At 69.2% G+C, this 19,562-nt stretch carries 15 protein-coding genes; 10 read left to right on the top strand and 5 right to left on the bottom strand.

From position 1 onward, the window contains the following. Nucleotides 1–26: 26 nt before the first annotated feature. Nucleotides 27–2,816, top strand: coding sequence for a type I DNA topoisomerase (gene topA / locus M2352_RS22170; protein WP_264666707.1), 2,790 nt, complete (start codon nt 27–29; stop codon nt 2,814–2,816). Nucleotides 2,817–2,883: 67 nt separating this feature from the next. Here the strand turns inward: topA and M2352_RS22165 are convergent, their stop codons facing one another. Together M2352_RS22165 and recJ are read right to left on the bottom strand one after the other, a co-directional pair. Next, a complete protein-coding gene (locus tag M2352_RS22165) occupies nt 2,884–3,738 on the bottom strand; it encodes a cyclic nucleotide-binding domain-containing protein (protein WP_264666706.1) in 855 nt (284 codons plus the stop codon). Between the two features lie 18 nt (nt 3,739–3,756). Beyond that, entirely contained in the window at nt 3,757–5,586 is a 1,830-nt protein-coding gene (gene recJ, locus M2352_RS22160; RefSeq protein ID WP_264666705.1) for a single-stranded-DNA-specific exonuclease RecJ, read from the bottom strand. A 575-nt stretch (nt 5,587–6,161) separates the two neighbouring features. On the opposite strand from recJ, the gene M2352_RS22155 reads away from it, so the two are divergent. Further along, nucleotides 6,162–7,271 carry a TRAP transporter substrate-binding protein gene (locus M2352_RS22155; protein WP_264666704.1) on the top strand — a complete coding sequence of 370 codons (1,110 nt, stop codon included), beginning with the start codon at nt 6,162–6,164 and terminating at the stop codon, nt 7,269–7,271. Between the two features lie 54 nt (nt 7,272–7,325). Beyond that, nucleotides 7,326–9,440, top strand: a complete 2,115-nt coding sequence (locus M2352_RS22150) for a methyl-accepting chemotaxis protein (RefSeq protein WP_264666703.1) — start codon at nt 7,326–7,328, stop codon at nt 9,438–9,440. Between the two features lie 58 nt (nt 9,441–9,498). Here M2352_RS22150 and M2352_RS22145 read toward each other — a convergent pair whose 3' ends face one another. Beyond that, nucleotides 9,499–11,646 (bottom strand): ComEC/Rec2 family competence protein, encoded by a 2,148-nt coding sequence (locus tag M2352_RS22145; protein ID WP_264666702.1) that lies wholly within the window; start codon nt 11,644–11,646, stop codon nt 9,499–9,501. Nucleotides 11,647–11,718: 72 nt separating this feature from the next. Between M2352_RS22145 and gltX the strand changes: the two genes are divergently transcribed. From gltX to M2352_RS22120, 5 genes are all read left to right on the top strand, one after another. Beyond that, the gene (gltX, locus tag M2352_RS22140; RefSeq protein ID WP_264666701.1) at nt 11,719–13,131 is read left to right on the top strand and encodes a glutamate--tRNA ligase; all 1,413 of its coding nucleotides are present in this window, start codon (nt 11,719–11,721) and stop codon (nt 13,129–13,131) included. A gap of 93 nt (nt 13,132–13,224) precedes the next feature. Then, on the top strand, nt 13,225–14,541 hold the full coding sequence (gltA, locus tag M2352_RS22135) for a citrate synthase (protein WP_264666700.1): 1,317 nt from the start codon (nt 13,225–13,227) through the stop codon (nt 14,539–14,541). Beyond that, nucleotides 14,534–14,755: a hypothetical protein gene (locus tag M2352_RS22130; protein WP_264666699.1), complete on the top strand. Its 222-nt coding sequence runs from the start codon at nt 14,534–14,536 to the stop codon at nt 14,753–14,755. The genes gltA and M2352_RS22130 overlap by 8 nt, the downstream gene beginning before the upstream one ends. Before the next feature lie 132 nt (nt 14,756–14,887). Next, a complete protein-coding gene (locus tag M2352_RS22125; protein ID WP_264666698.1) occupies nt 14,888–15,640 on the top strand; it encodes a sulfite exporter TauE/SafE family protein in 753 nt (250 codons plus the stop codon). A gap of 73 nt (nt 15,641–15,713) precedes the next feature. Further along, nucleotides 15,714–16,319: a hypothetical protein gene (locus M2352_RS22120; RefSeq protein ID WP_264666697.1), complete on the top strand. Its 606-nt coding sequence runs from the start codon at nt 15,714–15,716 to the stop codon at nt 16,317–16,319. A gap of 2 nt (nt 16,320–16,321) precedes the next feature. On the opposite strand, the gene M2352_RS22115 is transcribed toward M2352_RS22120, so the two are convergent. Next, nucleotides 16,322–17,026: an ABC transporter ATP-binding protein gene (locus tag M2352_RS22115; RefSeq protein WP_264666696.1), complete on the bottom strand. Its 705-nt coding sequence runs from the start codon at nt 17,024–17,026 to the stop codon at nt 16,322–16,324. Between the two features lie 162 nt (nt 17,027–17,188). Here M2352_RS22115 and M2352_RS22110 point away from each other — a divergent pair, with 162 nt between their 5' ends. Further along, nucleotides 17,189–17,695, top strand: a complete 507-nt coding sequence (locus M2352_RS22110) for an RT0821/Lpp0805 family surface protein (protein ID WP_264666695.1) — start codon at nt 17,189–17,191, stop codon at nt 17,693–17,695. Between the two features lie 10 nt (nt 17,696–17,705). Here M2352_RS22110 and M2352_RS22105 read toward each other — a convergent pair whose 3' ends face one another. Further along, nucleotides 17,706–18,626, bottom strand: coding sequence for a hydrogen peroxide-inducible genes activator (locus M2352_RS22105; RefSeq protein ID WP_264666694.1), 921 nt, complete (start codon nt 18,624–18,626; stop codon nt 17,706–17,708). Between the two features lie 183 nt (nt 18,627–18,809). On the opposite strand from M2352_RS22105, the gene ahpC reads away from it, so the two are divergent. After that, a complete protein-coding gene (gene ahpC / locus M2352_RS22100) occupies nt 18,810–19,373 on the top strand; it encodes an alkyl hydroperoxide reductase subunit C (RefSeq protein WP_264666693.1) in 564 nt (187 codons plus the stop codon). The last annotated feature ends 189 nt before the right edge of the window (nt 19,374–19,562 follow it).

The raw sequence follows: 19,562 nt of genomic DNA, 5'->3' as shown, positions 1-19,562 counted from the left end.
TTTGAACTTCTGGGGGCGTGGGACTCGTGCCGGGCAGCACTGTCGTGATCGTCGAATCGCCGGCGAAGGCCAAGACGATCAACAAATATCTCGGGGCGGATTACACCGTCATCGCCAGCTTCGGCCATGTGCGCGACCTGTCGCCGCGTGACGGATCGGTGCGCCCGGACGAAGATTTCGCCATGGAATGGGAGCTGGGCGACCGCTCCCGCCGCCACATCGACGACATCGCGCGGGCGGTGAAGGGGGCGGACCGCGTCTTTCTCGCAACCGACCCGGATCGCGAAGGGGAAGCCATCGCCTGGCACCTGACGGAAGTCCTTCGCGACAAGCGCCTGCTGGACAAGGTCGATGTCCAGCGAATCACCTTCAACGAAATCACCAAGTCGGCGGTGCAGGCGGCCATCAAGGCGCCGCGGCACGTCAGCCAGGAACTGGTGGACGCCTATCTCGCCCGCCGGGCGCTGGATTATCTGGTGGGCTTCACCCTGTCGCCGGTGCTGTGGCGCAAGCTGCCGGGATCGCGGTCGGCAGGCCGGGTGCAGTCGGTGGCGTTGCGCCTAATCTGCGAGCGGGAAAGCGAGATCGAGATCTTCCGCCCGCAGGAATACTGGACGGTGGACGTGGGCCTGACCACCCCCGCCGGGGCCGGGTTCACCGCGCAGTTGACCCATCTGGACGGCCGGAAGCTGGACAAGTTCGGCCTGCCCGACCAGGCGGCGGCGGACCGTGCGGTCGCCACCATCGTGGCCCACCCCTACCGGGTGGCGTCGGTGGAGCGGCGGCAGGCGCGGCGCAACCCCTATGCCCCCTTCACCACCTCGACCCTGCAGCAGGAAGCCTCGCGCAAGCTGGGCTTCGGCGCCACCCGCACCATGCGCGTGGCCCAGAAGCTGTACGAGGGCGTGGACATCGGCGGCGAGACGGTCGGTCTCATCACCTATATGCGTACCGACGGCGTGTCGCTGTCGCAGGAGGCGATCCAGGCGTCCCGCTCGCTGATCGGGTCGCTGTGGGGGGATTCCTACGTCCCCACCAGCCCGCGCATCTACAAGACCGCCGCCAAGAACGCCCAGGAAGCCCACGAGGCCATCCGCCCCACCGACCTGTTCCGCCGGCCCGAGCAGGTGGCGGCCTATCTGGAAGGTGAAGAACTCAAGCTCTACGAGCTGATCTGGAAGCGCACGGTCGCCAGCCAGATGGAAAGCGCCGTCCTGGATCAGGTGGCGGTTGACGTGGCGTCGCCGAACCGCGAGGCGGTGCTGCGTGCCACCGGCTCCATCGTGGTGTTCGACGGCTTCATGCGCGTCTATCAGGAAGACAAGGACGACGCCGAGGACGAACAGGAACGCCGCCTCCCGGCCATGGCCGAGGGCGACGGGCTGGACCGCGGCGCCGTCACCCCGGCCCAACACTTCACCCAGCCGCCGCCGCGCTATTCCGAAGCGTCGCTGGTGAAGAAGCTGGAAGAGCTGGGCATCGGGCGCCCGTCCACCTATGCCTCAATCCTGCAGGTTCTGCAGGACCGCAATTACGTACGCCTCGACAAGCGGCGCTTCATTCCCGAAGACCGCGGGCGGCTGGTCACGGCGTTTTTGAAGAATTTCTTCAACCGCTATGTGGAATACACCTTCACCGCCGATCTGGAAAACCAGCTCGACGACATTTCCGACGGGCGGCTGGACTGGAAGGCGGTGCTGCGGGAATTCTGGCGGTCGTTCCACACCGCGGTGGACGGCACCAAGGATCTGACCATCACCCAGGTGCTGACCACCCTGGACGAAGAGCTGGGCGCGCATTTCTTCCCCGCGGTGGGGGAGAACGGCGGCGACCCGCGGGTCTGCCCCAAGTGCCACACCGGGCGGCTGGGGCTGAAGCTGGGCAAGATGGGCGCCTTCATCGGCTGCAACAACTACCCGGAATGCCGCTACACCCGCCCGCTGGCGGTGGCCAACGACGACGCCCCCGACACGCTGGACGGGCCGAAGGAGTTGGGCGACGATCCCGAAACCGGGTTGCCGGTGTCGGTGCGCCGCGGTCCCTTCGGTGCCTACATCCAGCTCGGGCCGCCCCGCGGCGCGGAGGAGGAGGCCCCCCCGGCGGAAAAGCCGGCCAAGGGCAAGAAGAAGGCCAAGGACGCAGCACCCAAGCCCAAACGGGTGTCGTTGCCCAAGGGCATGACGGTGGCCGACCTGGATCTGGACAAGGCCCTGAAGCTGCTGGCTCTGCCGCGCACCATCGGCAACCACCCGGAAACCGGGCAGGAGATCAGTGCGGGCATCGGGCGGTTCGGCCCCTACATCAAGCACGGACCGGTCTATAAATCGCTGCCCCCCGACGACGACGTGCTGGAGATCGGCATCAACCGGGCGGTGTCCCTGCTGGGCGAGGCGGCGAAGAAGGCCGCGGCCACGCCGGGCCGCACGCTGGGCGACCACCCCAAGACCGGCAAGCCGGTGACGGTGGGGGCTGGCCGCTTCGGCCCCTATGTCAAGCACGGCTCCACCTATGCCTCCATCCCCAAGGCGATGGACGCGGAGACGGTGACGCTGGAGCAGGGCCTGGAGCTTCTGGAGGCCAAGGCTGCGAAGGACGCCGCCAAGAAGGGGGCCAAGGCCGCCCCCGCCGAGGGCGAGTCCGCCGAGGAAGCACCGAAGAAGACCACCCGCAAGCCCGCCGCCAAGAAGACGGCCGCCCCCGCGGACGGCGAGACGGCGGAAGCCGCCCCCAAGAAAGCCGCTCCGAAGAAGAAGGCCGCCGCCGAAACGGACGGTGAGCCCAAGCCCGCCAAGACCACCACCCGCAAACGGGCCTGAGCCCTCTTGCCGGGTTCCAAGGGCCTCCCGGCCCTTGGTGAGGGGTGCCGGGGGTGAAACCCCCGGCTTACAGAAAGTCGTCCATCTCCCCCGGCATATCCCCTTCGGGGACATGGGGCACGGCGGCGCCCGCCTTGGGCTTGGCGGCATGCCCCGGCCGGCTGCGGGCCACCTGCCCGGCGTAGAAACGGGTGAGGGTCCGCAGAATGGGCGGCAGAGACCCCATCACCTGTTCCACATCGTTGCGCAGGATGATTTCGCAGGTGGTCTGCTCCAGGGCGATGGCGGTGCCGGCACGGGGCACGTTCAGCAGGACCGCCAGTTCCCCGAACAGCCGCCCGGCCCCCAATTCGGCGATCCGGGTGCCGCCCTGGATGATGCCGACCCGTCCGCTCTGGATCAGGTAGACGTGGGAGGCGAGTTCGCCTTCCTTGAAGAAACAATGCCCCTCGCGGAACGGGCGGCGGTTGAGAACACGGGCGTAGTCATGCTGGGAGCGGATGTTTCCCGACCCTTCCGACCGCTCGCAGGGCGGGATGCCGTACAGCCGGCGGATGGCCGCAAGCAGGCTGGTCAGGATGTAGTTGGCCAGCGGCGGGGCGGTGTCGATCATGCGGCGGAAGGTGTCGTGCCCCAGTTCGGTGGCAACCACGGTGTTGGCCGCCCGCACGGTGGCGCTGCGCGGCCCCTGGTCGATCAGGGCCATTTCCCCCACCAGCGCGCCGCGCGACAGGTGGCTGAGGCGGACCGGCTTGTCGCCCGGCCGCTCCAGAATGACATCCACGTCCCCGGATTCGATAAGCCAGGCGGAATGGCCGGGGTCGCCCTGGCGCATCAGGATCTCACCCGGCGCGAAACGCCGCCGCCGGCTGGCCGGAGGGGCCGAGGGCCGGTGCACCGGCTGGAAACGGCTGTCGCTCATGCCCTATCCCTTATGAGCTTACCCCTGGGGTCGCGCGGCGTCGTCGATAAAGAGTTGGGTGCTTTCCTGCCCGTTCCAACGGTCGATGCGCAAAGTGCCGGCAATGTGCAGCGTGGCCCCGGCGGAGGTCAGCAGGCCCCGGCCCAGATCGGTTTCCAGCGCGCGGAAGGCCATGGCCTTCAGCCGCCCGCCGTCGGCCCCGGTCAGGATGCAGCGCACGTGGTTGGCCCCCACCACGTCGGCCCGCAGGATGCGGGCGTCGGCGATGGCGAAGCGCGGCTCGGGGTTGCCGGTGCCGAAGGGGCCCAGCATGGACAGCCGCTGCACCATGTCCAGGTTGGCCGCCCCGACGCTGACCGCGCCGTCCAGTTCCAGGGTGGGCAGCAGCGGTTCGGCGGCAAGCTGTTCGGCCACGCGGCGGGTGAGGAAGGCGCGCAGCTCGTCCATGCGCTCCAGCGCCACCGTGAAGCCGGCGGCCATGCGGTGCCCGCCGCCGGCCAGCAGCAGCCCGTCCTGCCGGGCGGCGATGACGGCGGCCCCCAGATCGACGCCGCGCACCGACCGGCCCGACGCCTTGCCGACACGGGTGCCGTCGGGCCGTTCCTCGATGGCGACGACGCAGGCGGGGCGGTTGTAGCGTTCCTTCAGCCGGCTGGCGACGATGCCGACCACGCCGGGGTGCCACCCCTCCCCCACCGCGAAGATCAGCTCGCGCTCCTCGTCGGCCATGGCCTCCACCGCCGCCATGGCCTCCTGAAGCACGGCCTGTTCCACGGCGCGGCGTTCGGCGTTGTGGCCTTCCAGGCGCTGGGCCAGTTCGCGCGCCTCCACCGGGTCGTCGGTGGACAGCAGGCGGGCGCCCAGATCCGACCCGCCGACACGCCCGCCGGCGTTGACCCGCGGCCCCAGCACATAGCCGGCGTGGTAGGAATCGGGCCGGTCCTTCATCCCCGCCACGTCGGCCAGGGCCGAAAGCCCCGGATTGGTGCGCCGGGCCATGATCTTCAGCCCCTGGGACACCAGCGCCCGGTTCAGCCCGGTGAGCGGCACCACGTCGCACACGGTGCCGAGCGCCACCAGATCCAGCCATTCCATCAGGTCCGGCTCACCCCGCCCGCTGTAATAGCCGGCGCGGCGCAGCGCCCGGTTGATGGCCACTACGGCCAGGAACGCCACCCCGGCGGCGCACAGCGTGCGGTATTCCCCATCCTCGTCCAGCCGGTTAGGGTTGACCACCGCCACCGCCCGCGGCAGGGCCGGCTCCGCCGCGTGGTGATCGAGCACCACCACGTCGAGCCCGGCGTCCGCCGCCGCTTCCAGAGGCGCGAAGGCGGCGATGCCGCAGTCCACGGTGATGACCAGGCTCACCCCCTCCTGCCGCAGGCGCAGCAGGGCCGGGGCGTTGGGGCCGTACCCCTCGGCGATGCGGTCGGGGACATAGATGCGCAGATCCCGCCCCACGGCGCGGAAGAACCGCCGCAGCAGCGCCGCCGACGTGGCGCCGTCCACGTCATAGTCCCCGAACACCGCCACCGTTTCCCCGTCCATCACCGCCCGCGCGATGCGCTCGGCGGCGGCGTCCATGTCGTGAAAGCGGGAGGGGTCGGGCATCAGCCCCTTGAGCGTGGGGTTGAGGAAGCTGTCGCATGCCTCCGGCGTCACGCCGCGGGCCGCCAGCACCCGCCCGACGATCTCCGGCAGCCCGCGCCCCTGGGCCAGAGCCAGGGCCAGCCGCTCGTCATAGGGCCGCGCCAGCCAGCGGCGCCCCGAAAAGGAATGGGAAATATTGAGGAAGCTGAGCGCCGCAGCGGCGGAGGGTGCGGCGAGGGAGGAGGTGGTGATCGACATGCGGCCTTCCGATTCGGAAGGACAGGGATATCAGAGAATCCGCATCCCTGCCAAGGCGGCAGGGCGCACCGGGCCGATGCCGCCGTCCTGGCCGGGGAGCCTCCTCCATCCCGTATGGCGGCAGGACGGCGGAGTTTTTATTTGTATTTTATTGTAAAGATGGCGTGCACGATTGCCCGTTCAGCGCTCCCGATGGCCCTTTCAGACCGGCGCCCCCCGCGCGCTTCCGCCGCACGGGGTGGAAAACGGCCGGCACCGGCAACCAAAAAGGGCGAAAACATCATTATTAACAAATCTTAACCTGAATTTCCCCCTTTTTAGCCGCAAAAGAGGCAACATCGGCCATCATGCCACCCGCATTTTCAATTTACGGTAAAAATATGCGCGTTCTTGCGCGGTTGCCAAAGTTCCCGATGACGAACTCAGGCGCCATGACTTTCCGAATCCAGTATGCTACAGAAACAGGCAACAATCGCTTCTGAAGAAGCTGGAAGGCATCCCCGGAACAGACAGACAAACGCCTGTTCCGTTCGCTTTATTTCGCTCCGAGCGAATATTGCAAAAAGGATTATAATATGCTTATGTCTCTCTTTGGCCTGACACCCACGTTCCGCGCATCCGGTCTTTCCCGTTTTGCAGGTCCGTCGTCCAGGCCGTCGCTTGGCCGGATCGCCCGGGCGGCCGCCGCGTCGGTGGCGGCCCTGACCCTGTTCGGGGCCGTCATGGCCGGCCCGCCGGCCCAGGCCCAGACCGCGGCCAAAGAGATCCGTTTCGCCCACCATTTCCCCGAAAACGCCGACGACTGGCGCCACGGTTACGCCCTGGCCTTCGCCGAGGCCCTGAATGGGGCCAATGCCGGGCTGAAGGTGACGCTGTTCCCCAACCAGACGCTGATGCGCGTCAAGGAACAGTGGGGCGCGCTGGGCAAGGGAACGGTGGACATGTCCATGTTCTCCCTGGCCGAACTGGCCGAAGGCGTCCCGGAGGTGCATGCGCTGGGCCTGCCCGCCCTGATCCGCGACGCCGACCACGCCCGCCGTCTGGCCGCGTCCCCCTTCATGGACCGGCTGCGCGCCCTGACCGAAGAGGGACAAGGGGTGACGGTGCTGGAGGGCGTGTGGCTGGCGGGCGGCGTCGGCAGCGCCAAGGAGTGCGTCACCACCCCGTCCGCCCTGATGGGCATGGCCGTCCGCACCTCGTCCAAGGCGCTGGACGCGCTGTTCGAGGGGGCCGGCGCACTGACGGTCTCCCTGCCCAGCTCGGAGCTGCAGAAGGGGCTGAAGACCGGGGCGCTCGACGGGCTGACCTTCCCCGTGGCGTCGTTCGTGTCCAGCACGATCCGGGACGAGCTGAAATGCCTGACCCTGCCCGGTGACGGCACGCTGTTCTTCGTCTATGCGCCGCTGGTGATGTCCAAGGCGACGATGGCCGGGCTGACCGACGCGCAGCGCGATGCGGTGCGCACCGCCGCCCACACCGCCACCGTGGCGATCCAGAAGCGCATCGACGGCATGAACGCCCAGGCCGCCGAGGTCTTCACCAAGGCGGGCGTGACGGTGAACGCGCTGGACGCCGCCGCCTTCGCCGCCTGGCAGGCGGATGCGGAGCGGACGGCCTATCCCGCCTTCGCCAAATCCTCCCCCAACGCGCCGCAGATCCTGGAGTTGATGAAGGCGGTGCCCTGAGCCGGCCCCTTCACGTCTTTCCCACACACACCGTTGGATTGAAGGGAGGCCGAGATGACGATCGGCTCAAGCATCGGGACGCGCCTGATCCTGGCGTTCGGGGTGGTGCTGTCCATGCTGGTGGTGTCGGCGGGTGCTGCGATCTATGCCTTCGGGGTGGCGGCCGTCTCCCTGGACCGCATCGCGGGCAGCGCCGTTCCGCACATCCTGGCCGCCAAATCGCTGGCCGGCGCCAGTCAGACGCTGATGGCCCAGATGCCGCAATTGGCCCAGGCCGACACGGCGGCGGAAAAGGAACGGTTCCACGCCGCCGCTCTGAAGACCATGGGCGAGATGGAATCGCTGCTTCAGGCGCTGGACGGCGGCGGCGGGCACACCGACGCCCTGCGCAGCGCCCTGACCACGGCGCGTGACCAGGAAGCGGCGGTGACGCGGGTGGTGGAACGGGTGCTGGCCCTGACGGAGCGCAGCGGCAAGACCGCCGCCGCCATCACCGCCACCGTGGCCGAGGTGCGCAGCACCGCCGAACCCATGCGCGCCCGCTGGCAGGCGGTGGCCGGACGCGCCCGCACCGACCTGAACAAGAGCGACACCGACGAGGCGCGCAAGGTTCTGCTGGCGAAAATGCTGCTTCAGGCCATGGACGGGCTGCAGCCGCTGGACGTGATCGAACGGGAAAGCGTCGCCATGCTGGGTCTGGTGCCGGAGGCCATGGGCGCCACCGCCGCCGCCGCCATCGACGTCACCGCCATGCGCGCCGGCAACGCCATCACCGCGCTTCGCGATGCGTCGAAGGTGGACCCCCGGCTCGCCACCGCCATGGGTCCGGTCCTGGACCGGCTGGAAGCCCAGATGACCGGGCCGGAGGGGCTGATCCCCCTGCAGCGCCAGATGCTCCAGACCCAGCGCGAACGCGACGGCGGTCTGGCCGCCAGCGCCGCGGCGTCCGAGCGCGTGTCCCAGACCGCCGGCGAGATCGCCCAGGCGGCATCCCGCAGCATCAGCGCCGACACCGACGCCACCCGCGCCACCGTCAGCGACAGCCGCACCGTGCTGATCGCCGTGGCGGCGGTCAGCATCCTGGTGACGGTGCTGATCGTGTGGCGCTATGTCAGCCGCAGCCTGATCGCCCGCCTGACGGCGCTGGAAAAGGCCATGCTGCGGCTGGCCGACGGGGATTCGTCCGTTACCATCGACAACCGCGGGTCGGACGAGATCGCCGCCATGGCCCGTGCGCTGGAGGTGTTCCGCACCAACGCCGCCGAGGTGTCGCGCCTGCACGAGGAACAGCAGCGCATGACCCAGCGGGCGGAGGAGGAGCGGCGCGCCGGCCTGAACCGTCTGGCCTCCGCGTTCGAATCCTCGGTGTCGGGGCTGGTGGAACGGGTGGGCGAATCGGCGCAGAAGATGCGCACCGCCGCCCACGCCATGGCGTCGTCGGCGGGCGATTCCAGCCAGCGGTCGGCGCTGATCGCCGATGCCGCCGGCCAGGCGTCGGTGAACGTGGAAACCGCCGCCGCCGCCGCCACCGAACTGACCGCCTCGGTGGACGAGATCGGGCGGCAGGCGTCGGATTCCGCCACCGCCGCCGCCAGCGCCGCCGAAGCCGCCCGCCGCACCAGCGCCACGGTGGACAGCCTGGGTGCCGCCACCGCCCGCATCGACGACGTGGTGCGGGTCATCACCGACGTGTCGGGCCGCACCAAGCTGCTGGCGCTCAACGCCACCATCGAAGCGGCCCGCGCGGGCGAGGCCGGCAAGGGCTTCGCCGTGGTGGCCGGCGAGGTGAAGGCTCTGTCGGAACAGGCGGCATCGGCCAGCCAGGACATCGCCACCCAGGTGGCCGACATCCAGCGCGCCATCCACGAGGCGGTCAGCACCATCCGCGGCATCGGACAGGCCATCGAGGGGCTGGAGCAGACCTCCTTCTCCATCTCCTCGGCGGTGGAACAGCAGGCGGCGGCCACCCGCAACATCGCCCAGAACATCCAGCAGGCGGCCAACGGCACCCGCGACGTCTCGGACAACATCGGCATGGTCCGCGATGCCGCCACGCGCACCGGCTCCGACGCCGGCACCTCGCAATCGGTCGCCGACACCCTGTCCATGGATGTGGAGCGGCTGAACAGCCAGATCGCGGAGTTCCTGCGCACGGTGCGCACCGCCTGACCATGGATTCCCCCTCTCCCACCCCGGGAGAGGGCCTGTTTATGCCCAGGCACCCGCATCAGGGGATGGTCCAGGGCCGCCGCCCGCGGACCATCCCCACGCTGTCCACCCGGATGCCGTCCGGGCGCACGGTCAGGGTGTGGGCGCCCCGGCGGTGCAGCGACCAATGGTCGATCACCACCGGGGCGGCACAGCGGCGCACGGGGGCCGTGGTGATCACGGCATCCGCCGTGCGGCAATCCTCCTCCAGCCCGGTGTCCAGGCGGGACAGGGCGATGGTATGCCCGTCCTTGCGGTACAGGCACCCCACCGCATCGCAGGTCAGCCGCCCCTCGGCCCCGCGCCCGGCCCTGGGCCACGGGGCGCCGGGGGTCCGCTGGCCGTCACGGGCGGTCCAGCCGTCCACCACCCGCCGCCCGCCGCGGCCCGAGGGATACAGGCGGCCATCGGCCCCGCGCACCGCCATCACCTCTCCCTCCGCCGACACCAGCACGTCGGGCCGTTCCACCACAAAGGGAGAGGCCAGCCCCACCACCGCCACCGCCAGGCCGGCATAGCGCCACGGGCCTTGCCAGACCGCCGCCCACAGCCCGCCCATCGTCACCAGCCCCAGCCCCCACCCCGGCATGGCGGGCGCGGTCAGGGTGGCGCCGGGCAAGGCGGCCACGGTTTCCGCCGTGCGGTTGACCACCCACACCCCCCAGCCCATGGCGGTGAGCGCCGGCCCCTCCCACCCCAGCGGCATCAGGGCATAGGCCGCCAGGCTGCACGGCATCACCAGGGCCGAGGTGACCGGGATGGCGATCATGTTGGAGAGCACGCCGTACAGGCTGATGGTCTGGAAGTGGTAGAGGCCGAAGGGCAGCGTGGCGATGGTCGCCACCACGCTGGTCAGCGCGATGCCCGCCAGCCCCAGCACCCCACGGCCCACCCACCCCAGGTCCGCCCGCAACCGGGCGATGGGAGCGCTGATTCGTTCATACACCGCAATCAGCGCCACCACGGCGGCGAACGACATCTGGAAACTGGCGCCCAGCAGGCTGTCGGGGGCCATCAGCATCACCGCCACCCCGGCGAAGGCCACCAGCCGCATGGACAGCGGATCGCGCCCCACCACCACCGCCGCCAGAACCATGCCGGTCATCAGCACCGAGCGCAGGGTGGGCACCGGTGCCCCCACCACGCCGGTGTAGGCCACCGCGGCCAGCAGCCCGGCAAAGGCCGCCATCTCCTTCACCGGCAGGCGCAGCGCCACATACGGCACCAGCGCCAGCAGAACCCGCACGGTCATCATGACGATGCCGGCCACCAGCGCGATGTGCAGACCGGAAATGGACAGCAGATGCGCCAGCCCGCTGCCGCGCATGGCCTGCATCAGCGGTTCGGGGATGCCGGTCTGCTCGCCGTTCATGAGCGCGGTGGTGACCGCCGCCTCCCCCGCCCCGTCCACCGATGCCGCCACCCGGTCGGCGATGTGTTCGCGCAGCGCCTCCAGCATCACCCCGGCCCGGTCCGCCGGGCCGGGGGGCGGCCCCGCCATCACCTCGGGCGCGCTCAGGGCATAGCCCACCGCCCCCAGCCCGGCGAAAAAGGCGTGGCGCTGAAAATCGAAGGCCCCCGGCTCCCCCGGTCCCTGGGGCGGGTGCAGCACGGCGGTGATGCGGATCACCGCCCCCACCGGCGGCACCCCATGGCGGGCGATCAGGCGGATGCGCACCCGGTCCGGTGTCGCCTTGGCCGCCAGCCGCGGGATGGACAGGCCGGACAGCACCACCCGCGCCCCCTCCGCCAGCCGCTCCACCGCCACCACCCGGCCCGTGACCGGGGCCGGCCCCACCTCCCGCGTCAGCATGGGTGCGGCCACCCACTGGGTGCGGATCTGGGCGGCGGCGAAGCCGGCGGCCAGACTCATCAGCGCACAGGCCAGCGCCAGCACCGCCAGGGACCGGCGCCCCAGCCACGCGGACACGAGGCCGGCGGCCAGCCCCGCACCCCCCAGCCACGGCGGCGGTTCGGCGGTCAGCGCGAAATAGAGCGCCACCCCGGCGCCGATGCCCACCGGCACCCACAGGGGCCAGCGGTCCCGCTCCTCCAGCACGGGCGCGCAGAGGAGGTCGGCGGCACGGGCCAGCCGTCCGCGGCGGGGGGCTGCCATGCCGTCCGGGGATTCCAGACCGGTATCGACATCGTAAAACTGGTCCGCCACCCGTGCCGCCGATATGTTAAAGACTGGTTTTCGCCAGTGTAACAGCGCCACAGCGTGGAATTGAGTCAACCGATGACCGTCGTTACCCGTTTCGCCCCCTCGCCCACCGGATTCCTGCACATTGGCGGCGCCCGCACCGCGCTGTTCAACTGGCTGTACGCCCGGCACCACGGGGGCACCTTCCTTCTGCGCATCGAGGACACCGACCGCGCCCGCTCGACCCAGGCGGCGGTGGACGCCATTCTCGACGGGCTGTCGTGGCTGGGCCTGATGGGCGACAACGAACCGGTGTCGCAGTTCGACCGCAAGGACCGCCACGCGGAGGTCGCCCGCCAGCTTCTGGCCGAGGGCAAGGCATACCATTGCTACGCCAGCCCCGAGGAGCTGGACGCCATGCGCGCCGCCCAGAAGGCCGCCGGCCAGCCGGTGCGCTATGACGGGCGCTGGCGCGACCGCCCGGCCTCCGACGCGCCCGAAGGGGTGAAGCCGGTCATCCGGCTCAAGGCCCCCCAGACCGGCGAGACCGTGCTGAAGGACGAGGTGCAGGGCACCGTCACCGTGCAGAACAGCCAGTTGGACGACCTGATCCTGCTGCGCGCCGACGGCACGCCGACGTATCTGCTGGCGGTGGTGGTGGACGACCACGACATGGGCGTGACCCACGTCATCCGCGGCGACGACCACCTGACCAACACCTTCCGCCAGATCCAGATCTTCAACGCCATGGGCTGGGATCTGCCCAGCTTCTCCCATATCCCGCTGATCCACGGGCCGGACGGGGCCAAGCTGTCCAAGCGGCACGGGGCGCTGGGCGTCGATGCCTACCGCGACATGGGCTATCTGCCCGAGGCGATCCGCAACTACCTGCTGCGACTCGGCTGGGGCCACGGGGACGACGAGATCATCTCCACCGAACAGGCCATCGCATGGTTCGGGCTGGAGGGGATCGGGCGCTCGCCCTCGCGCTTCGATTTCGCCAAGCTGGAAAACCTCAACGCCCATTACATGCGTCAGGCCGACGATGGCCGGCTGGTGGCGCTCATCGCCCCGCGGCTGGAGTCGGCGCGCGGCAGCGCCTTGACCGAGGCCGAGACCGCCCTGCTGACCCGCGCCATGCCGGGGCTGAAGGCGCGCGCCCGTACGGTGGTGGATCTGGCCGCCAGCGCTGCCTTCTACATCGCCCCCCGCCCGCTGGCCCTGGACGACAAGGCCAGGGGGCAACTGAACGCCGACGCCCGCGCCCTGCTGGGCGAGCTGGCCGCCCTGTTCGCCGCGGAATCGGTGTGGACGGCGGCAGCCCTGGAAGCGCGCGTGCGCGCTTTTGCAGAAGCGAAGGGCGAAAAGCTGGGCAAGGTGGCCCAGCCCCTGCGCGCCGCCCTGTCGGGTTCCACCGTTTCCCCGCCGATTTTCGAGGTTGCGGAACTTTTGGGACGGGACGAGACCCTGGGGCGCATGGGTGATGCGTCAAATGCTGCGCCGCAATAATTTCGATGCGTTGATAAACGGCGCGGCTGCAATTATGCTGCGCCGACTCCAGAAGGGCAGGAAGGCCCCCACCCAAACCAAGGACGTGCCGAGATGACTCAGAACGCGTCGTCGCCCAGCGACACCGTCACTCTGACCGATAACCGGACCGGCAAGCAGGTCACTCTGCCTGTGCTGCACGGCACCATCGGCCCCAGCGTTATCGATATCCGTAAGCTCTACGCGGAAACCGGCTACTTCACTTACGATCCTGGCTTTACCTCCACGGGTTCGTGCGAATCGACCATCACCTACATCGATGGCGATGAGGGCGTCCTGCTGCACCGCGGCTATGCCATCGACGATCTGGCAGAGAACTGCAACTTCCCCGAAGTCTGCTACCTGCTGCTGAACGGCCACCTGCCGAACGCCGGGGAAAAGGAAGATTTCGAAAACATCCTGCGCCGTCACTCGATGGTGCACGAACAGCTCAGCAAGTTCTACAGCGGCTTCCGCCGCGACGCCCACCCGATGGCGGTGCTGTGCGGCGTGACCGGCGCGCTGTCGGCCTTCTACCACGATTCCACGGACATCGACGATCCGGTGCAGCGCAAGATCGCCGCCCACCGCCTGATCGCCAAGATGCCGACCATGGCCGCCATGGCCTACAAGTATTCGGCCGGCCAGCCCTTCATGTATCCGCGCAACGACCTGTCGTACGCGGAAAACTTCCTGTACATGACCTTCGGCACCCCGTGCGAGCCGTACAAGGTGAACCCGGTCCTGTCCAAGGCCATGGACAAGATCTTCATCCTGCACGCCGACCACGAGCAGAACGCCTCCACCTCCACCGTCCGTCTGGCCGGTTCGTCGGGTGCGAACCCGTTCGCGTGCATCGCCGCCGGCATCGCCTCGCTGTGGGGTCCGGCCCACGGCGGCGCCAATGAAGCCGTGCTGAAGATGCTGGAAGAGATCGGCTCGGTCGATCGCATCCCGGAAATCGTCCGCCGTGCGAAGGACAAGAACGACAACTTCCGCCTGATGGGCTTCGGCCACCGGGTCTACAAGAACTACGACCCGCGCGCCCAGGTCATGCGCCAGACCTGCCACGAAGTGCTCAGCGAACTGGGCATCAAGGACGAGCCGCTCCTGGACATCGCCATGGAGCTGGAAAAGATCGCCCTGGAAGACGATTACTTCGTGCAGAAGAAGCTGTACCCGAACGTGGACTTCTACTCGGGCATCATCCTGAAGGCCATGGGCTTCCCGACCAGCATGTTCACCGTGCTGTTCGCGCTGGCCCGCACCGTCGGCTGGATCTCCCAGTGGAAGGAAATGATCGAAGACCCCAGCCAGAAGATCGGCCGTCCGCGCCAGCTCTTCCAGGGCGAGACGAAGCGCGCCTTCGTCCCGCTCGCCGAGCGTGGCTAACCGGTCGCATCCTTCCTTCGGCAAGGGCGGCCCCGGCAACGGGGCCGCTCAGCCGCTGGGTGCGTCCATCGTTCCGGCCTGGCGGGTGCGTCTCAACCACCCGCCGGCCAACGACAACCGGCTGCCCATCCGGCGGCGGCTGGCCCGGCTGGCACTCTATCTGCTGATCGTGGCGGCGCTGGCCAGCGTGCTGCGCCCCCTGCTGCCGTTCTGATTCCTCCGCGGCTGCCGTTTTTCCCCCTGTCTTTCCCGTGGTCAAGCAACCCAGCCCCCGGCAACGCGGTGCTGGCGCTCTCCCGCCGCCGTGCGTAAAAGGGAAACATTGCTTCCCTGATTCGGCCTGGAAATGTTGGACCTGACCACGTTCGCCCTTTTGTCCGCCGCCGCGTTCATCGCCGGGGGCATGAACGCCCTGGCCGGCGGCGGCAGCTTCGTCACCCTGCCGGCGCTGGTGTTCGCCGGGGTGCCGCCGGTGTCGGCGGCGGCCACCGGCACCGCCGCCTTGCTGCCGGGCTATGCCAGCAGCGCCTATGGCTTCCGCCACGACCTGGAACCGGTGGAAGGGGTGGGGCTGCCCGTCCTGGCCGGGGTCAGCCTGGTGGGCGGAGTGCTGGGCGCCTGCCTGCTGCTGGTCACCCCCGACGCCGTGTTCCGCCACATCGTGCCATGGCTGCTGCTGGCCGCGACGGCGCTGTTCGCCTTCGGCAAGCCGTTTTCCGTGTGGCTGAAGGGCCGCGGCATCCACGGGCGCGGCGCCATGCTGGGCGGGCTGTTCGCCGTGTCGTGCTACGGCGGCTATTTCAACGGCGGGCTGGGCATCCTGCTGCTGGCCCACCTCAGCCTGTTCAACATGAAGAGCCTGAACGGCATGAACGGGCTGAAAAGCGCCCTGTCGGCGGTGCTGACGCTGGTGTCGGTCGGCACCTATGCCCTGGGCGGGGTGGTGTATTGGCCGGCGGCGGTGCTGATGATGGCGGGGTCGGTGGCCGGCGGCTACGCCGGGGCGCATCTGGCCCGCCGCATCCCCCAGCGCATCCTGCGCGCCTTCATCATGCTGGTGGGGCTGGGTATGTCGGTGATCTTCTTCCTGAAGGGCTGACCCCACGGGGGGCCGTGAACCATGGCCGGGCGGGCGCGTTACCTCTGCAACGCTTACCCAACGGTCTGGAGACATGGATCACAGCCCCGCTTCCCCCGGCACCGCCGCCCCGGCCATGGCCGACGCCGAACGGCGCATCACCCGCTTTCTGACCACGGACATGGCCGAGGCCTTGCGGGCGGTGGAGCATGAAACACCCCCGCTGTCCCCCCGCCCCTTTGACGGCACCCCGGCCATCGGCGCCATGGCGCGGGCACGGGTCAGCCTGTCCCATGTTGCCGGCACCGCCGATTGCCTGTACCGGGTGGAGGCGTTCGGGGACGCGCTGCTGATGAGCCTGCAATTGAACGTCCGCCGTTTCGTGGCGGTCTACCGCGTGCCGGTGGCCGACCCCGGCGGCGGCGGGGCTCTGGTGACCGCCGACACGCTGGCGTCCCGGTTCGAGCGGTGGAGCATCGGCGCCGGTCACGCCGGGTGGCTGACCGGCTGGCGCGACGGCACCGACCCGTGGAACCCGCAGGCGCGCATGGTGGAGACCTATTGCTACGCCATGCTGCCCGCCGATTTCCTGGATAACCCGCTGGAACAGCTCTACTGGCGCACCGACCTGGTGCAGATGACCCGCGCCTTCATGCTGGAGGCCCGGCGGATGGGCATTCCCCTGTCCGCCGCGGCGTGAGGTCAGAGCCCCAGATAGGCCTGCTTCACCGCCGGATCGGCCAGCAGCTCGGCCCCGGTGCCCGACAGCACGATCCGCCCGTTTTCCAGCACATAGGCGCGGGCCGCCAGCTTCAGGGAGGCGGCGACGTTCTGTTCCACCAGGATGATGGTCATGCCCTCGTCGGCCAGGGTGCGGATGATGCGGAACAGCTCCTGCACCAGGGCCGGCGACAGGCCCAGCGACGGCTCGTCGAACATGATGAGGTCGGGCTTGCCCATCAGGCAGCGCCCGATGGCCAGCATCTGCTGCTCCCCGCCCGACAGGGTGCCGGCGGCCTGCCCCAGCCGTTCCTGCAGCCGGGGGAACATGCCCAGCACCCGGTCGAAGGTGGCGGCAGCACCGGCACGGGCGCGCGGGATCACCGCCCCCATCTCCAGATTCTCGCGCACCGACAGGGTGGGGAAGATCTGCCGCCCCTCGGCCACCTGTCCGACGCCCAGATTGCACACCACATGGCTGGGCAGGCCGGCGATTTCCTGGCCGCGGAAGCGGATCGACCCGCGCGCCGGGCGCAGGATGCCGGCGATGGTGCGGATCAGCGAGGTCTTGCCCGCCCCGTTGGCGCCGACGATGGCCGTGACCTCCCCCTCGCCCACCGCGATGGATACGCCGTCCAGAGCCTGGGCGTCGCCGTAACACAGATCGAGATCGGAAATGGTCAGCATCGTCGGAAAACCGGGGTCTCTGCCGTTTCTAAGAAAGGGCACCATCTATAGCGCAGGCGGCGGTGCGACACCCGCCGAAATCGCCATCATGGGAATAATCCCGCCGCATCCGGCGTTTCCTCATACATCACGGCCCACCGAGCCGGAAAGGATGATCCGATCATGAAAGCCCGCAAACCCCTGATCGCCGCCGTCGCCGCCACCGCTCTGCTGGCCGGCTGCGCCAACCCCGGCGGCTACAACGACCCCTATGGCGGCAGCGCCGGCATCAGCAAGCAGACCGGCGGCGCCGTCCTGGGCGGCATCGTCGGCGGCGTGGCCGGGTCGCGCTTCGGCGGCGGGGCGGGCAAGCTGGTGGCGGTGGGCGTGGGCACCCTGCTGGGTGCGGCCCTGGGCAGTGCCGCCGGCGCCTCTCTCGACCGCGCCGACGCCACCTATGCCCGTCAGGCCGAGATGCAGGCCTACGGCGCCCCCATCGGCCAGACCGTGCGGTGGAACAACCCGCAGAACGGCAACTGGGGCAGCTACACCCCCTTGCGCGACGGCTACGCCAGCAGCGGGGATTATTGCCGGGAATACCAGACCACCATTTCGGTGGGCGGCCAGCTTCAACGCGCCAACGGCACCGCCTGCCGCCAGGCCGACGGAAGCTGGCGCATCGTCGGGTAAACCCCGCCCCTTACGCCGCCACCGGGATGGGAGAGGCGATTTCCTCCCGCAGGGTTTCGGCCAGATGGCGGAAGGTTTCCTTCCGCCCCGAGGTGCGGCGCCACACCAGCCCGATTCGCCGGTACGGGACCGGCCCGTCCAGGGGCCGGACCCCCAGGTTGAGACCGCGCAGGATGCCGGAATCCACCGCCATCTGCGGCAAAAGCGTCACCCCCAGCCCGTTGGCCACCATCTGCACCAGCGTGTGCAGGCTGGTCCCCTGGAAGGTGGTGTTGCGCGGCGCCTCCTCCAGCGCGCAGGCCGCCAGCGCGTGTTCGCGCAGGCAATGGCCGTCCTCCAGCAGCATCAGGTCTTCCATCGCCACGTCCGCCGGCTGGGCCGTGGGCGTGGCGCACAGCCGGTGGTCGGGCGGGCACACCACCCAGAACCGGTCCTCGGCGATGTCCACGGATTCCAGATCGCCCATGGGATACGGCAGCGCCAGGATCGCCGCGTCCAGCTCGCCGGTGTCCAGCCGGGCCAGCAGGCGCGCCGTCTGATCCTCGCGCAGATAAAGCTTCAGCTTGGGAAACGCGGCGCGCAGCCGCGGCATGATGCGGGGAATCAGGAACGGCCCGATGGTGGGAATCACCCCCAGATGCAGCGGCCCGCCCATGGGATCGGTGGAGGAGCGGGCGATGTCCACCAGATCCTCCGCCCCTTTCAACAGGCCGCGCGCCCGCTCCGCCACCTCGCGTCCCAGCGGCGTGGGCATGACCGACCGGCGCGTCCGCTCCAGAAGCGGCGCCCCCAGCAGATCCTCCAACTCCTGGATGCTGGCGCTGAGCGTGGACTGGCTGACGAGGCAGGCTTCCGCCGCCTGCCCGAAATGGCAGCGGTCAACGACCGCCACGAGGTAGCGCAACTGGCGCAAGGTGGGCATCGGTTTCATACCGCGGAGTGTAATCGGTTTTTCCGATCAAGACCATCTGAATTTTCTGCTTTTATCGGAGAGCGGATACCCATACCTTCACTGCGGGCAGACGGCCAGCGACGGCGGCGGAAACGCAGCCGGCGGGCCGGGCGCCAAAAGATCGTAAATATCAAAGCCAACCCGCTTGTGGAGTTTAGAGAAATGTCGCTGATCAACACCGAAGTGAAGCCGTTTTCCGCCAAGGCCTTCAAGGGCGGCAAGTTCATCGACGTGAGCGATGCCGACCTGAAGGGCAAGTGGTCGGTCGTGTTCTTCTACCCCGCCGACTTCACCTTCGTTTGCCCGACCGAACTCGAAGATCTGGCCGACAACTACGCTGAATTCCAGAAGCTGGGCGTCGAAATCTACAGCGTGTCCACCGACACCCATTTCTGCCACAAGGCGTGGCACGACACCTCGGCCGCGATCAGCAAGATCGAATACACCATGGTCGGTGACCCCACCGGCGCCATCACCCGCAATTTCGGCGTGATGATCGAAGAAGCCGGTCTGGCCGACCGCGGCACCTTCGTTGTCGATCCCGACGGCAAGATCCAGATCGTCGAAATCAACGCCGGCGGCGTGGGCCGCAGCGCCACCGAACTCCTGCGCAAGATCAAGGCCGCGCAGTACGTCGCGTCGCACCCCGGCGAAGTGTGCCCGGCCAAGTGGGAAGAAGGTCAGAAGACCCTCGCCCCGTCGCTGGATCTGGTCGGCAAGATCTAATCTGCCGCTCCGGCCTTCCGGCCACATCGCCTGATACCCCCCGCGGGTGCCGCTCCTGGCGGCCCCCGCGGGGTCCGGCCCCCGGCCCTGGACCCGCTGTTTCCAGACCCGGCCGCCGATCCCCGGCACCCGCACGCGCCCCCTGCCGCGCGGCGGTGATGTGAGCCGGGCAACGCCGAAAAACCAGAA

The sequence above is a fragment of the Azospirillum fermentarium genome, assembly GCF_025961205.1.
In the GTDB taxonomy this organism is placed as follows: Bacteria; Pseudomonadota; Alphaproteobacteria; order Azospirillales; family Azospirillaceae; genus Azospirillum; species Azospirillum fermentarium.
The sequence above is the reverse complement of the archived record's forward strand: the minus strand, read 5'-3'. Positions and strand labels throughout refer to the sequence as shown.

Excerpts from the sequence above, each read along its gene's own strand:
- gltA (WP_264666700.1), top strand. The coding sequence starts at position 13,225 with ATGACTCAGAACGCGTCGTCGCCCAGCGACACCGTCACTCTGACCGAT.
- gltX (WP_264666701.1), top strand. The coding sequence starts at position 11,719 with ATGACCGTCGTTACCCGTTTCGCCCCCTCGCCCACCGGATTCCTGCAC.
- M2352_RS22155 (WP_264666704.1), top strand. The coding sequence starts at position 6,162 with ATGCTTATGTCTCTCTTTGGCCTGACACCCACGTTCCGCGCATCCGGT.
- M2352_RS22120 (WP_264666697.1), top strand. The coding sequence starts at position 15,714 with ATGGATCACAGCCCCGCTTCCCCCGGCACCGCCGCCCCGGCCATGGCC.
- recJ (WP_264666705.1), bottom strand. The coding sequence starts at position 5,586 with ATGTCGATCACCACCTCCTCCCTCGCCGCACCCTCCGCCGCTGCGGCG.
- M2352_RS22115 (WP_264666696.1), bottom strand. The coding sequence starts at position 17,026 with ATGCTGACCATTTCCGATCTCGATCTGTGTTACGGCGACGCCCAGGCT.
- M2352_RS22150 (WP_264666703.1), top strand. The coding sequence starts at position 7,326 with ATGACGATCGGCTCAAGCATCGGGACGCGCCTGATCCTGGCGTTCGGG.
- ahpC (WP_264666693.1), top strand. The coding sequence starts at position 18,810 with ATGTCGCTGATCAACACCGAAGTGAAGCCGTTTTCCGCCAAGGCCTTC.
- M2352_RS22125 (WP_264666698.1), top strand. The coding sequence starts at position 14,888 with ATGTTGGACCTGACCACGTTCGCCCTTTTGTCCGCCGCCGCGTTCATC.
- M2352_RS22165 (WP_264666706.1), bottom strand. The coding sequence starts at position 3,738 with ATGAGCGACAGCCGTTTCCAGCCGGTGCACCGGCCCTCGGCCCCTCCG.
- M2352_RS22105 (WP_264666694.1), bottom strand. The coding sequence starts at position 18,626 with ATGAAACCGATGCCCACCTTGCGCCAGTTGCGCTACCTCGTGGCGGTC.
- M2352_RS22110 (WP_264666695.1), top strand. The coding sequence starts at position 17,189 with ATGAAAGCCCGCAAACCCCTGATCGCCGCCGTCGCCGCCACCGCTCTG.